The sequence below is a fragment of the Flavobacterium sp. ov086 genome (assembly GCF_900187965.1).
Classification (GTDB): Bacteria; Bacteroidota; Bacteroidia; order Flavobacteriales; family Flavobacteriaceae; genus Flavobacterium.
This window is the reverse complement of the sequence record NZ_FZNL01000040.1, coordinates 16,373-30,453: the sequence shown is the minus strand read 5'-3', so window position 1 is coordinate 30,453 and position 14,081 is coordinate 16,373. Positions and strand designations below refer to the sequence as shown.

Genomic DNA, 14,081 nt, shown 5'->3' with positions numbered 1-14,081 from the left:
TATGTGGGAGAGTATGTCGTCGCCTTTCTTTTTAAAACCCTGTTTCTAACGAAACGGGGTTTTTTGTTTTACAAAAATACTATAATTATCTGGGAGAACGCATGGGATCAGGGTCGGGATACTGTATTCTACTCCAACGGTTGAAACCGTTGGTTTATAACTGGTGATTGCTGTTTCTTTAGTGTTGGAATTTCCTCTTTGTTTTCTCTTTTGTTTTTTAACGGATTAGTAACTTTAAACTTATAGCAATAGCAAAGATTGGAATAAAAGCAGTAGCAGTATAATATTGGAATTTCTTTATAATTGCATTCTCTCTTTTATCGTAAAGAGCGTTAGGGATGGAAGCGATATCCTTTTGTGGTATTCAGGACTTCTCGAAACACTAAAACCTCTGTCACAAAAGATTTAGCGAACAGCCCGACCCAAAGGGAAACGCCATAAGTAATAGAATAATTCTTTATTACATCTTCAATTCCGTCTTACCGGTGCTTTTTAGTTTGTTTAAGCTTATTAAAGAATAAAAACATACTTTGTTTTTAAATAGCAAAAAAACGTTTTAGATCTATCGCTGTTATTGTTTCAATCTGTTTTTTATAATCGCAGGTGAATTTAAATCTCATTCTTGAATTATATTGATAAATTTGTTTGAATAGTAATTTTGGAAAATGACCGAATTAATTAATATAATTAGCAGTTTTCAAGAGTTGGACCTTGAGACTAAAGAAGCGATACATAAATATTTTATTGTAGAAAGGTTTAAGAAAGATGAATTGATTATTAGGGAAGGGAGAATCTGTAATAAAATGTATTTTATTAAATCTGGGACAGTTCGGAGATTTTGTGTGGAAGATGGAGAGGAAGTGACAAAATGGATTTACACAGATAATCAATTTGTGACTTCTTTGAGTAGTTTTTTTGAGCAGAAGCCTTCATTTGAAAGTTTTCAGACTTGTGAAGAAACTGTTGTTTATTCATTATCGCATGATGATGAGCAAATTTTATTAGAGTATCCCTTATTCTCTCAATTTCATATTAAGCAATTAAGGCTTTATCTTTCCAAAATAAACGAATTTCATCATTTATTTAGAGTTATGAATGCTCAGGAGAAATATAGCTATTTAATCGAATTTTTCCCTCAGATTATTTTAAAATCAAAATTAAAACATGTTGCATCTTTAATTGGCGTGAGTCAGGAACGACTAAGTCGGATTCGAGCCGTAATTAATTGACTTTGGGTCAAAAGAAATGTTTTTATTTTATTCAATATTTGTTGCCAATTTAAAATAAGCTGAGTTTGAAAAATGCTATAATTGGGCGAAAAGCAAATATTGGAAAGAATGTTCATATTGGAAATTTTACTACAATTGAAAATGATGTCATAATTGGTGATAATACCTGGATTGATAATAATGTTACCATTTTAGATGGTTGTAGAATTGGACATAATTGTCAAATACATTCAGGGGCTGTATTGGGAGGAATTCCGCAGGATTTAAAATACAATGGTGAATATACTTTGCTGGAGATTGGAAATTATACTAGTATTCGGGAGTTTGTAACTGTCAATAAAGGAACTGTATCTAAAGGAAAAACAGTAATTGGGGATCATAATTTAATAATGTCAAATGCGCATATTGGTCATGATTGTTCTATTGGAAATAATTGTATTATTGGATTTAGTGTAGGAATGGCTGGTGAAGTAGTGGTTGAAAACTATGCAAATATTAGTGGTTTATCGGCTATACATCAGTTTTCGGTTATTGGCGCACACAGTATGATAAGTGGAATGAGTCGGGTTGTTAAAGATGTTCCTCCTTTTATTATGGCGGCGCGCGAACCACTTTCTTATGTTGGATTGAATGTTGTTGGACTTAAAAGAAGAGGATTTACGGTTGATAAAATTGAAGAGTTAAAAGATATTTACAGGATTGTTTTTCAGGAAAAAAGAAATATTACTCTTGCTTTAAGTTTGATCAAGAACGAATTTGAAATAAGTAAAGAACGAGATTTGATTCTTAATTTTATAAAACAATCTAAAAGAGGAATTTTAAAAGGATCACTTTCTTAGTTTGATAAGTTGGTATAAACTAAAAAACTCTCTAAAATAATTAGAGAGTTTTTGGTTACTAATATTAACAATTTATTTAAAAAATGATTTGGGTTCTTAATGTATAGGTTTTCTATTCGTATTTTAAATACTTTAAAACATCAGTTTTTGTAGCCGAATAAGCTCGTGAAAGGACAATTACTAAAGTCAGAATTAATAAAATAGCAAATCCGGAAAAGAATGGAAAAATGCTAATATCAATTCTGAAAGCAAAATTCTCCAGCCATTTGTTCAGTAAATAATAAACAGGAAACAACGCGATTACAAAACCAATAATGCAATACAAAATATATTGTTTAGATAATTCTTTCAATAAAACATTTGTGTCGGCGCCAAGCGTTTTTCTGATTGCGATTTCTTTCATTCGTCTTTGTATCGAGAAAGATGCTAAAGCGAATAAACCAAAAAGTGCAATTAGAATTACAACAATGTTTAGCAGTGAAAACAAGTTTTTTTGCTTCACATATGATTCATAGGTTCTGGCATATTCTTTATCTACGAAATCATATTTAAACGGATATTCGGTATTGACTTTCGACCATAGTTTTTCTATGTTCGTAATAGTATTTCCAAGATCATCTGATTTTAGTTTTGCATAAACTTTGTTAATGTTCTGCGTCATACCAAACATTTTGATATTGTAAAAAGTAATTGGAGGTACTTTTAATTCAGGGCTTAATAAGTTGAAATTCTGTACGATACCAATTATTTTTACTTTCTGCTCATGAATTAAAAGTTCCTTGCCAATAGGATCTTTAAGATTCATTAATTTTAATGCACTTTCGTTTATGATCACTGAATTTATAGTGTCTGAAGCCAGTTTTCTATCAAAATTTCTTCCCTTAATTATTTTGATGTTCAGCATTTCAAACATGCTAAAATCTAAAGGGATAACGCGTTGTTTAAAAAGTTCATTATTGTATAAAACCCCCGATATAGAATTGTCTGAACCATCAAACGTAATAAGGCCCGTGGAGACTTGTTCGACGCCTTTAATTTTGCTCAGCTGCTGTTTTATGATGTTGTATTTGTTGTAAATATTTTGGGCTGCATTTTCTCCTTGGTAATCAACCGATGGAAAATTTAAAGAAAGCGAAATTACCTGATCGCCCTTAAAACCCAGATCTTTATTCTGTAGATATTTAATTTGCTGGTATACGATATTTGAGCCAATAATAAAAAAGGCAGCAATGGCAAACTGAAAAATAAGCATTCCGTTGCGCAGCCAGATACCGTTTTTGCTTCTTTCGAAATTTCCTTTCAAAACTTTAAAAGTTTCGAAATTGGATATATAAATGGCCGGAAATAATCCTGCTGTCAAAATCGTAATGATAAAAATCAATATCAATTGTATGTAAAACTGATTGGCAAGAAGAACAATGTTTTTGTTTAAAAAGTTGTTGTAATAGGGCAACGTCAATTCTACAATTACCAATGCCAGTAAAATAGAAAAAGTCGTGGTTAAAACCGTTTCAAAAAGAAACTGACTAACAATATCGCCTTTTGATGCACCCGAAATTTTACGTACTCCAACTTCTTTCGCCCGCTTTACAGCATTAGCAGTTGCGAGATTGACGTAATTAACAATCGACAAAACGAGAATCAAAAGAGACAATCCCATCATGATTATCAAAAACTGATAATTTCCTCGTGTTTCAGGATAACCATCTATTATCGAATGTAATCTGGCTTTTGATAAAGGTTCAAGAATAACTGTAAAATGCCCCACTTTTTTAGTCATAACTTCTGGTGTAAAACCTGCTTCTTTGGCAATTTTCGCAATAAAATCGTGGTTGTAAAGTCTTTCGAGCTTCTGTCTTGTAAAATCAAGTTTTGATGGATCTTTTACCTTTAATAATAACTTTAAAACAAACGGACCAGTCAATTCGGAAGTTGTATATTGTTTCATTTTATTGATGATGACATTTGGCGCAATCGAAGAATTTCCGGGAATATGGTACACGGCCCTTACAGAAAACAGCTGGTCAAAACATTTTATTTGTTTTCCAATGGGGTTTTCATTTCCAAAAATCCTTTTAGCTGTAATATCTGAAATAGCAATGCTGGAATCATCTTTTATGGCTGAAATTGAATCGCCCTTAATAATTTTGAAAGGAAAAAAAGAAAAGAAATTTTGTTCGACATTGATAATTTTATCTACAAACTCCTTTTTTCCTTTGTAAATAATTTTATCCTTTTGATACCAGCTATCAGCATATAGTATAGATTTGACATTTGGATCTTGGTCTAAAGTCGGTTTCAGGAATAAGGCACAATCTGATAAAGCCGGCATATCGCTTAGTTGAACCAAAACCTGGTATACTTTTTCTTTTTCAGGATTCCAGGCATTATAACTTTGTTCGTCGTTCCAATACAACAATGCGAAAATTACTCCTGCAATTCCTATTGACAATCCCAGAATATTGAGAAACGAAAACAGTTTGTTGTGTTTTAACTGGTAAATAAATATGTTGATATAGTTTAGTATCATGGTTTTGGTTATAGGGTTAGGAATAAAAGATTTGTGTTCTTTTTATTTATTCATATTTCAAGTATTTCAAAACATCGATTTTTGTTACCTGATAAGCTTTTGCCAGAACAATGGTTAAGGTCAAAAACATCAACGCGATTAAAGCAACAAAAAATGGAAGTACAGGAATGTCAATTCTAAAAGCAAAATCTTCAAGCCATTTTTGCAATAAAAGAAAAGCTGGAATTATCCCGATAGCGAAACCAATCAAACAAAAAAGTACATATTGTTTGGATAATTCTTTAAGTAAAATATTAGTTTCTGCGCCTAGTGTTTTTCTTATGGCAATTTCTCGTAATCTTCTTTCCATAGAAAAAGAGGCCAAAGCAAATAATCCGAAAACGGCGATTAGAATTACAATTCCGTTTAAGAGAGAAAATAATTGACTTTGGTTTTGATATTGTTTATACGTTCGGGCAAAGTTTTTGTCAACAAAATCATATTCAAACGGATATTCGGCATCAACTTTTGTGCGCCAGAATTTATCAAGAGCAGCAATCGTTTTTGGCATTTCCTGCGGTGCAATTTTAACCGAAACATTACGCAGATCTTTTTGCAGCCAGTCAAAAGCTGTGATATGCATAAATATCATTGGTGCAATTTTGTTTTCGAGCCCAAAGTAATTGAAGTCTTTTACGATCCCAACTACTTTTAGTTTTCTTCCACTCCAAACAATTTCTTTGTTTAATGGATCTTTTTCCATTAATGTTTTAGCCGCAGTTTCATTCAGTAAAACGTTAGAAAGAGTATCTGAAGCGAATTTCTCTGATAAATATCTTCCTTTAACTAGTGGTATTCCTAAAACATTCAACATTCCATAATCAATAGCCATTTGTTGTGTTATCACTTCTTTATTGTCTTTGTAATGCATTCCTGACCATGAATTAGCATTGGTTCCAATAGAAAATACTCCGGCAGAAACTCCCTGAACGCCTTTTATTTTTAAAAGTTCTTGCCTGATTGTTTTATATCGTTCAAATTGTTTTTTGTCTTTTTTAGGCTTAAAAGAAATATCCATTACCTGCGCTCCTTTAAAACCAAGATCTTTTTCTGTCATATAATTTACTTGTTGATAAACTATAAATGAACCAATGATAAAAAATGTCGCTATGGCAAATTGCAAAACCAGCATCCCGTTTCTAAGCCAGATTCCGTTTTTACTACGGGAAAAATTTCCTTTTAGAACTTTCAATGGTTCAAAATTCGAAACGTATATTGCCGGTAAAACCCCCGAAACTAAAATGACAATTATAAAAATGAATATTAATTGCAGATAAAACTGTGAGCCTTCAAGAATAAGATTTTTGTTTAAAAGCGAATTGTAAAAAGGCAATGAAAGTTCGACAATTACCAATGCCAATAAGAGTGAAAAAAGCGTAATTAATGTGGTTTCAAACACAAATTGAGCGATAATTTGTGGTTTTGTAGCACCAACAATTTTTCGTACACCCACTTCTTTTGCCCGTTTTACAGCATTTGCAGTAGCGAGATTAATATAATTTACAATTGATAATAGTAAAATAAGTATAGATAAACCCATTAAAATGCGTAAGAATGGAAGATTGCCATTTCCTTCCGGAAAAGGATAGTTTCCCTGAAAAAGTCTTGCATTGAGAAACGGAAGTAATTTTGCTTTTACAGGTTCACCATACATTTTTACAAAAGCATCATAAGTTAGACCTTCCTCTTTTGCTTGTTTTTTGTAGTTATTCTCAACAAAAATCTGATCTAGTTTTTTGATGATGGCTGTTGTATCTTTTTGTTGTTTTAATTTTAGTATTAATCCAAAATTAAAACCCCAGTTGTCTTTCTTTTTTTCCAGTTCATCTTCAATTATTGTTGTAACTGCAGAAGGCATTACAGATGATTTTTCAGATAATCGATAGACGCCGCGAACAACAAAAATTTTGTCTGCATATTTAATCTGTTTTCCCATTGGGTTTTCATTCTTGAATATGCGGGAAGCAGCCTCTTCAGAAAAAGCAATACTGTTACGATCATGAAGAGCGCTTTTGCCGTTGCCACGAGTAAATTCAAAAGGAAAAAAAGAAAAGAAGTTACTTTGTGCCGAGAAAGTATTATCTACCAATTCTATTTTGCCATTATACTGCATCGTTTCTTTGGCATAATAAGAATTGAAATAGCAATATTCCTGTAACCCCGAAGTGGTTGATTTTAATAATGGAGCTGTTATAGGCGAGTTGACAGCCCAAACATTGCCGCCGCCAAGATCATTTAAAACAGCATAAATTTTATCTTTTCCGGGATTCCACTGATCATATGAATGTTCTTCGTTCCAATATAAAGTGGCAAAAATTAATCCTGCAATTCCAATACCCAAACCTAAAACATTCAAAGCCGTAAAGAATTTGTTGTTTTTGATATGGTATATAAATATGTTCGTCCAGTTTTTAAGCATGATCTTAATTGTTTAGAGTAGCTGCAAAAACATCGACATTTCTATTGTTTACTTTTTCTGAAAGTATAATTCCATCTTTCATTAAAATTGTTCTTTGCGAAAAAGAAGCATCATAATCAGAATGCGTAACCATTAAAATTGTGGCGCCGCTAGCATGAAGATCCGTCAATAATTCCATTACTTCATTTCCGTTTTTGCTGTCCAGATTTCCTGTAGGTTCATCGGCAAGAATGATTTTTGGGTCGTTGATTAAAGCTCTTGCTACGGCGACACGTTGTTGTTGTCCTCCCGAAAGTTGTTGGGGATAATGTTTCAATCGGTGCGAAATGCCCAATATATTTGCCATGTCCTGTACTTTTTTCTTTCTTTCAGACGAAGGAACATCGTTATAAATAAGAGGTAATTCAATATTATCAAAAACAGAAAGTTCATCAATCAAGTTGAAATTCTGAAAAATAAAACCTATGTTTTCTTTTCTTGCCTGAGATTTTAATTTCTCTTTAATGCCAATCATTTCCTGACCTAATAATTGATAACTTCCGTCAGAAGCGCTGTCCAATAAACCAATAATATTCAATAAAGTTGATTTCCCACTTCCGGAAGGTCCCATAATCGAGACAAAATCGCCTTGGTTTATGGTTAATGAAATTTGGCTTAAAGCGTTAGTTTCTACTTCTTCAGTTCTAAAAATTTTAGAAAGCTTGTTAATTTTGATCATGATTTTCGTTTTAAGATTGATGTTTTTTTTAAAATTTTTTATTGCTGAAGTAACAGAAGCAGCTTCGAAATTAAGATAATTAACAATATAATCGATAGATGCCTATTTTTGTTACTTTTACCAACAACAATGTTTCACATGTTTGATGATTTGCTAATCTTATTGTGATTTTCGTGCCAAAATTTTAAAGATTGTAACTGCCTTATTTTTAAAATTTTATTTTTTCAATAAAATCTGAAGTGTCCATTTGTGGACAGCTTTCGTCCAAAACCGAACAAAAATGAAAAAGACAAATGCCTCAATATTAATCATCGACGATCAGGAAGACATTCTTTTTGCGTCGAAAGTGTTCCTGAAAAAGTATTTTGAAGACATTTATACACTCAATAATCCGAAAAATATTGTCGAATTATTGTCGAAAAAAACAATTGATGTCGTTTTGCTCGACATGAATTACAGAATTGGTTTTGAAGACGGAAAAGAAGGTTTGTATTTATTGAAAGAAATAAAAACGCTTTCGCCAAAAACGGTTGTGATTTTAATGACTGCTTTCGGAAAAGTCGAAACTGCGGTTGAAGGATTAAAAAATGGTGCTTTTGATTATATTTTAAAACCCTGGGAAAATAAAAAACTACTAGAATCTGTAAAACAAGCCGTTGATAAATCCAGAAAAGAACAAAAGAAAGTTAAGAATGTTGAAACTGAAAATGACTTTTTTATTGGTACTTCCGAAATTATAAAAAAGGCATATTCCCTGGCAGATAAAGTGGCGAAAACGGATGCCAATGTTTTGATTCTTGGAGAAAACGGAACGGGGAAATTTGTTCTGGCACATTATATTTTTAGTCAATCCGAAAGAAAAAATAGTCCATTTGTGGCAGTTGATTTAGGATCTCTGAATTCTAATATTTTCGAAAGTGAATTGTTCGGTTATGCCAAAGGTGCTTTTACAGATGCCAAAATAGATACTCCCGGAAGATTTGAAATGGCTCAAAACGGAACTATTTTTCTGGATGAAATTGGGAATGTTCCGCTGCATTTGCAATCTAAACTTTTGCAGGTAATTCAAACTAAAACGGTAACAAGATTAGGAGAAACCAAACCAAGACCTTTAAATGTCAGGATTATTACTGCAACAAATTTGAATTTGAAAGAGGAAGTTGCTGATAAAAATTTCAGGGAAGATTTGTATTATCGAATCAACACAATGGAAATTATTTTGCCTCCGTTGCGCGAACGAAACGAAGATAAAATTCCGTTGGCAGAATATCTTCTGGATAAAATGATTGAAAAATACGGAAGGGACGAAATTACTTTTGATAAAAAAGTTCTCGAACAAATCGAGAAACACGCCTGGAATGGAAACATCCGCGAAATGGAAAATAAAATTGAGCGCGCCGTAATTCTTTGTGAAAACAATAAAATTACAGTTTCAGATTTAGATTTGGAAACGATTACAACTTATGAAGAAAATCCGGATGATATTCAACTTTCATCTGTAGAGAAAGCTGCAGTTGAAAAAGCTTTACTCAAAAACAACAATAATATTAGTAAAACCGCCGATGAACTTGGCTTGTCACGAGGCGCATTGTATCGACGTTTAGAGAAGTATAACATTAGTGTCAATTAATATGTTTAAATCATTTCAGACTTACAAATTGCTGTTTTTAAGATTAATTTGTATTGTAGCAGCAATTGAAATTTCGATTTACTTTTTTAAAGACGGTTTGCTTTTTACGGGAGTATTTGGGCTTTTTATAGTTTTTCTTCTCATTAGGGAAATGTATTTTTATGTTCGGAATTTTGTTTTGCTTTATGATAAAACTATCGCTTCGATCTTGCAGAATGATTTTACTTCAGATTTTACCAAGCATAAATTCAATAAAAGTTACAATGATTTGTTTCTTTTATACGACACTTTAAAAAACAAACAAAACGAACAGGTTTCGAAAGATATTATTTACCGTTCGATTTTGAATAATATTGAAACGGGAATTATCATTCTGCAAAAACAGGAAAATGATTGGGATATTTTTTTGATGAACGATTATTTCTCTTCGCATTTTAATGTTCCAAAAGTTTCGAAATGGAAATACCTTAAAAATCAATTGCCATCGTTATGCGAGATTATCGAGGAGGATAATTTTCAGGAAGTAAAAACATCCGTAGAAATCAGAGTAAATGAGCAAAACATGCAAACATTTGTTTTGCAGGCTTCAAGGACAGAGATTTTTGAGAAAGATTATTTTATCGTCTTACTCGATTCGATCCAGAATGTAGTTGAGAAAAAAGAAAAAGATGCATGGGTAAATTTGATGAAAGTGATTTCGCATGAGCTTTTAAATTCTATAACGCCTATTCGTTCTATTTGCCAGAATTTGCAGGATTTGGTCGAACAGGATTCTTTGTCGGCAGAAGATTTGGAAGATGTCAAAAATAGCGTTGAAACGATGTTGAGACGTAGTGATCATCTTCAAAAATTTGTCGAAGGTTATCGAAAGTTGGCAATGCTTCCTTCTCCCAAAAAAGAAAAAATAGAATTACAGCAATTAATAAACAATTGTCTACAAATTATGAATCCTTTATTTAAGGAAAATCAGATTGAAGTTGTAAATGAGATTTCTTTTAAACGCTGGATAAATGTTGACTCTCAGCAAATCGAGCAAGTTTTGATTAATCTTCTCACGAATTGTATTTATGCTTTAAAAGATATCGATCAGAAACAGATTTTAATTTTGGCGGAAGCCAAAGAAAATCGCCTTTTTATTAGAATTTCTGATAATGGAAATGGCATCGAAAAGGAAATTGAAAACAAGATATTTTTACCTTTTTTTACAACTAGAAATGAAGGTGCAGGAATTGGATTGACGCTTTCTAAAAATATTATTGAAGCGCATGGCGGATATATTGCACACAAAAATGAAGGTGGAAAAACGGTGTTTGAAATTTCTTTGATTGAGGAATGATCTTTTTGTTGATATAATAATGGAATATAAATACTAACATTTGTAAGATGGATTTAAATAATATAAAGTTGGATTTTTATTCTGATTTTTTGGGAGAATTTGAAATACGCTTTTATTGCAATGCCGAAACGACTGAATTTAAATTAAATATTTCTGAAAATGAATCAGGAGGTTATAGTCAAATTTCACTTAAACAAGGAGAAAATGAAATATATCATTTCAGTTTGTGGGAGGGATATTTTAGTCAATTAATTGATATTTTAATTAATAATTTTACTTCAGTTGAATTACCAAAATTCATTTTAGATTATCAATTTTGTGAAGGCTGGGTTTGGGATACGAATTATGAATTGATAACTGAAAGAGAACTAGATTGGGTTTTAATTCAAATTGAAAAAAGCTTAATGAATAATAAGGAAAATAATAAAAATGATTTTTGGAGTTTAGATTGTATACATAACCTTTATTTATTTTTAAAATTTGTAAAGGATAATAATTTGCAATTGCATATAACAAAAGAATAAAATTGATTATTTCTGAGTGTTTTGTATCTTTTGAAAAAATTGATTTTAACCGAAATCGTATTAATTGTTTAGTATTATTAATATTGTTTTTTGCAATAAATTTAATTCTATATTAGCAATTGTAAAACTAATTTAGCATTGCAAAGAACGGAATGATAACTATTAGTAAAAGAAAAAAACGATCTAAATCTTTTCAAACTTAAAATACAAAATGAGCACACCAAATATTGAAAACAAAATTTCTAAAAACAGAAATATTCTTATCGTTTTACAGGAAAATATAGAATTAAACTCTGAACTTCATTATTTGACTGAAAATTTTTGTGGTTCAGTAATAAAGGATTTCTCTGAAATTAAGCTTTCCTTAGGTGAGAAAAGAATTTATGTTTGTGGAGATATAGATCAACTTAAAAATGAAAGCCAGACTTTTTTTGTAATTAAGGAGCTTTCTGTGAATTACGAAAATTATATTGGAAGAAACATTCATTTAATAACACTTGGCAAAGTTCCAATTCTTGTTAGTAATGCAGGCGTTTATTACAGAGATATGTTTGATAATGGTGATTATTTTAATACAATTAAATTAGAACATATCTTTCAGCATTTAACAGAGTCGAACAAAGATTCTAAAGCTTTAAGAACAGGAATTTATTTAACCGAAGTTTTAAAAGAAAAAACCGAAGCTGACGAGGAATTATTGCATTACCGACTTTTAAGATGTTCCAGCAATTTTACCGGACCAACAGACAATTTTCGTGATACAGATCATGAGATCATAAATGGATTAAACGATGCAATTAGCTATACGTTTGAGGAAGAAACAAAATTAAACCATGTTCTGGTTCAGATTTATGAGAATAAAATAAAAACGGAGGAGAACACAAAAGAGGTAAAATCAAAAATTAAAGCACATTCTGATAAAACCAAGGATATGCCAAAAGACGGTATTATTGCCTTTTGTACTTTTTATGATAAATCGAATTTTGACAAATTAGCGCCATCAAAAAATGACAGATACGATTGGTGTTATAAACAAACAAGCGGATTAACAAGACTTCATTTTAAACTGAAAAATACGGTAAACGATCTCACTTTAGAGAAAGAATTTAGCGTTACATTATATCCAAATTCAGCATTTTTAATACCACTTTCTACGAATAGATTGTATACTCATGAAATTAAACCTTCGGTATTAAATGTAGATCAAATCCCAATTAGAATGGGTTATGTTGTGCGTTGTTCAAATTTAGAAGCTTTGCACAAGAATGGCCAGACGTATATTAAAGAAAACGGGGAATTAGTTAAATTACAGGAAATGACTCCGGAAACGATGATTGATTTACGAAACTCGTATTATGAAGAAAATATGACTGAAAAAAATGTTGAATACGGAAAAATTCATTTCAGTATGAATTCAGGTGATTATGAAAAACCAATCTATTAATCTGAATTTATAATAATGAATAACTCAGGTTTTTATAAAATAACACTTCCTTTAGAAAAGGATTTGTTCAACGAATTATTAGATTCGGCTGATTTTGAAGATGTAGCCAAAGGCAGAATCGGAAATCATTTGGTTAAAGTTGGTGATAAAGGTATTCCGATAGTCAGAACTACCACAATGTACGATATACCGGCGAATAATTTTTCGACAGTTCATAATCAAATAATAGATTGTCTAAATGCTGAAATTCAGAATAATGATAAAGATGATTTGCCATTATTGAATTTTGACAATGCTTTGATAGAAGTGTACGATTGTAATTATACGACAATGAAATACCATTCAGATCAAAGTATGGATCTGGAAGCAGAATCTTATATTGGACTTTTTAGCTGTTATGAAAATCCAAAGGAATTGACAGAAAAAAATATCAGAAAACTGAAACTCAAAGACCGAACAACCAATGAAGAATTTGAGATTTCGTTAACGCACAACTCCGTTGTTTTATTTTCTCTGGAAACCAATGCAAAGTTTCTTCATAAGATTATATTAGAATCGATTCCAAATCCAAAACGATCAGAAAAAGATAATAAATGGTTGGGAATTACCTTCAGGAAATCGAAGACATTTATCCAATTTAAGGATAATCTTCCTCATTTTTCTGATGACGAATTATTGACGCTGGCCGACGAAGATCAAAAAAGAGAGTTTTTTAAATTAAGAGGACAAGAAAATAACACTATGAATTTTATTTATCCCAAATTATCGTACACACTTAGTGTTAGCGATACTATTATGCCAAAAATATGATACTAGCATTCGATACCTATTACTTTGACGGAAAAGCAAAAACCGTTTGTCTTGAATTTACAGAGTGGAACCAAAGTGAAAACTTTAAAGTTCACACCGAAATAATTGACAATGTAGAAGAATATATTCCGGGAGAATTTTACAAAAGAGAACTTCCATGCATTCTGAGTCTGCTAAATAAAATAGATTTAACAAATCTTGAAGTCATTATTGTGGACGGATTTGTTTATCTGGACGATGAGAAGAAATACGGTTTAGGTGGTCATTTATACGAAAAACTAAACAAGAAAACTCCAATAATTGGCGTTGCCAAAACAAATTTTGCTTCGATTAAAAAAGACAAAAAAAGTTTGATCAGAGGCGAAAGTGCCAAACCATTATATGTCACAGCAATTGGAATTGAATTGGAAGATGCTTTCAAGAAAGTAGAAAGTATGGCTGGCGAATTTAGAATGCCAACTTTATTGAGGGAAATGGATCGATTGACGAAGGAAATATAAATTAGCTTTTTTGTTTAATTGTATTGAACATAAGTGTTTTAAAAAATCTGTTAAATTTAATTT

At 31.4% G+C, this 14,081-nt stretch carries 11 protein-coding genes; 8 read left to right on the top strand and 3 right to left on the bottom strand.

The window, feature by feature from the left end; genetic code table 11:
* Positions 1-665: 665 nt before the first annotated feature.
* Positions 666-1,229 (top strand): Crp/Fnr family transcriptional regulator, encoded by a 564-nt coding sequence (locus tag CHB81_RS25870; protein WP_089354706.1) that lies wholly within the window; start codon positions 666-668, stop codon positions 1,227-1,229.
* A gap of 65 nt (positions 1,230-1,294) precedes the next feature.
* Entirely contained in the window at positions 1,295-2,068 is a 774-nt protein-coding gene (lpxA, locus tag CHB81_RS25865; RefSeq protein WP_089354705.1) for an acyl-ACP--UDP-N-acetylglucosamine O-acyltransferase, read from the top strand.
* A gap of 112 nt (positions 2,069-2,180) precedes the next feature.
* On the opposite strand, the gene CHB81_RS25860 is transcribed toward lpxA, so the two are convergent.
* From CHB81_RS25860 to CHB81_RS25850, 3 genes are read right to left on the bottom strand one after another with little or no spacing between them, the layout of a single operon-like run.
* Positions 2,181-4,598: an ABC transporter permease gene (locus CHB81_RS25860; protein ID WP_089354704.1), complete on the bottom strand. Its 2,418-nt coding sequence runs from the start codon at positions 4,596-4,598 to the stop codon at positions 2,181-2,183.
* 46 nt (positions 4,599-4,644) lie between these two features.
* Positions 4,645-7,056: an ABC transporter permease gene (locus CHB81_RS25855; RefSeq protein WP_089354703.1), complete on the bottom strand. Its 2,412-nt coding sequence runs from the start codon at positions 7,054-7,056 to the stop codon at positions 4,645-4,647.
* A gap of 4 nt (positions 7,057-7,060) precedes the next feature.
* Positions 7,061-7,774, bottom strand: coding sequence for an ABC transporter ATP-binding protein (locus CHB81_RS25850; RefSeq protein ID WP_089354702.1), 714 nt, complete (start codon positions 7,772-7,774; stop codon positions 7,061-7,063).
* A gap of 280 nt (positions 7,775-8,054) precedes the next feature.
* On the opposite strand from CHB81_RS25850, the gene CHB81_RS25845 reads away from it, so the two are divergent.
* The 6 genes from CHB81_RS25845 (at position 8,055) to CHB81_RS25820 (ending at position 14,018) form a co-directional block, all read left to right on the top strand.
* Entirely contained in the window at positions 8,055-9,404 is a 1,350-nt protein-coding gene (locus tag CHB81_RS25845; protein ID WP_089354701.1) for a sigma-54 dependent transcriptional regulator, read from the top strand.
* A gap of 1 nt (position 9,405) precedes the next feature.
* On the top strand, positions 9,406-10,740 hold the full coding sequence (locus CHB81_RS25840) for a PAS domain-containing sensor histidine kinase (RefSeq protein ID WP_089354700.1): 1,335 nt from the start codon (positions 9,406-9,408) through the stop codon (positions 10,738-10,740).
* A gap of 47 nt (positions 10,741-10,787) precedes the next feature.
* Positions 10,788-11,264, top strand: a complete 477-nt coding sequence (locus tag CHB81_RS25835) for a hypothetical protein (RefSeq protein WP_089354699.1) — start codon at positions 10,788-10,790, stop codon at positions 11,262-11,264.
* Positions 11,265-11,475: 211 nt separating this feature from the next.
* Complete coding sequence (locus tag CHB81_RS25830; protein WP_089354698.1) at positions 11,476-12,708, top strand: hypothetical protein; 1,233 nt, start codon at positions 11,476-11,478, stop codon at positions 12,706-12,708.
* Positions 12,709-12,723: 15 nt separating this feature from the next.
* Complete coding sequence (locus CHB81_RS25825; RefSeq protein ID WP_089354697.1) at positions 12,724-13,518, top strand: alpha-ketoglutarate-dependent dioxygenase AlkB; 795 nt, start codon at positions 12,724-12,726, stop codon at positions 13,516-13,518.
* A complete protein-coding gene (locus CHB81_RS25820; RefSeq protein ID WP_089354696.1) occupies positions 13,515-14,018 on the top strand; it encodes an endonuclease V in 504 nt (167 codons plus the stop codon). The genes CHB81_RS25825 and CHB81_RS25820 overlap by 4 nt, the downstream gene beginning before the upstream one ends.
* Positions 14,019-14,081: the final 63 nt, after the last annotated feature.

Coding starts and splice junctions, on each gene's coding strand:
- CHB81_RS25835 (WP_089354699.1), top strand. CDS start 10,788: ATGGATTTAAATAATATAAAGTTGGATTTTTATTCTGATTTTTTGGGA.
- CHB81_RS25870 (WP_089354706.1), top strand. CDS start 666: ATGACCGAATTAATTAATATAATTAGCAGTTTTCAAGAGTTGGACCTT.
- CHB81_RS25845 (WP_089354701.1), top strand. CDS start 8,055: ATGAAAAAGACAAATGCCTCAATATTAATCATCGACGATCAGGAAGAC.
- CHB81_RS25850 (WP_089354702.1), bottom strand. CDS start 7,774: ATGATCAAAATTAACAAGCTTTCTAAAATTTTTAGAACTGAAGAAGTA.
- CHB81_RS25840 (WP_089354700.1), top strand. CDS start 9,406: ATGTTTAAATCATTTCAGACTTACAAATTGCTGTTTTTAAGATTAATT.
- CHB81_RS25825 (WP_089354697.1), top strand. CDS start 12,724: ATGAATAACTCAGGTTTTTATAAAATAACACTTCCTTTAGAAAAGGAT.
- CHB81_RS25855 (WP_089354703.1), bottom strand. CDS start 7,056: ATGCTTAAAAACTGGACGAACATATTTATATACCATATCAAAAACAAC.
- CHB81_RS25860 (WP_089354704.1), bottom strand. CDS start 4,598: ATGATACTAAACTATATCAACATATTTATTTACCAGTTAAAACACAAC.
- CHB81_RS25830 (WP_089354698.1), top strand. CDS start 11,476: ATGAGCACACCAAATATTGAAAACAAAATTTCTAAAAACAGAAATATT.
- CHB81_RS25820 (WP_089354696.1), top strand. CDS start 13,515: ATGATACTAGCATTCGATACCTATTACTTTGACGGAAAAGCAAAAACC.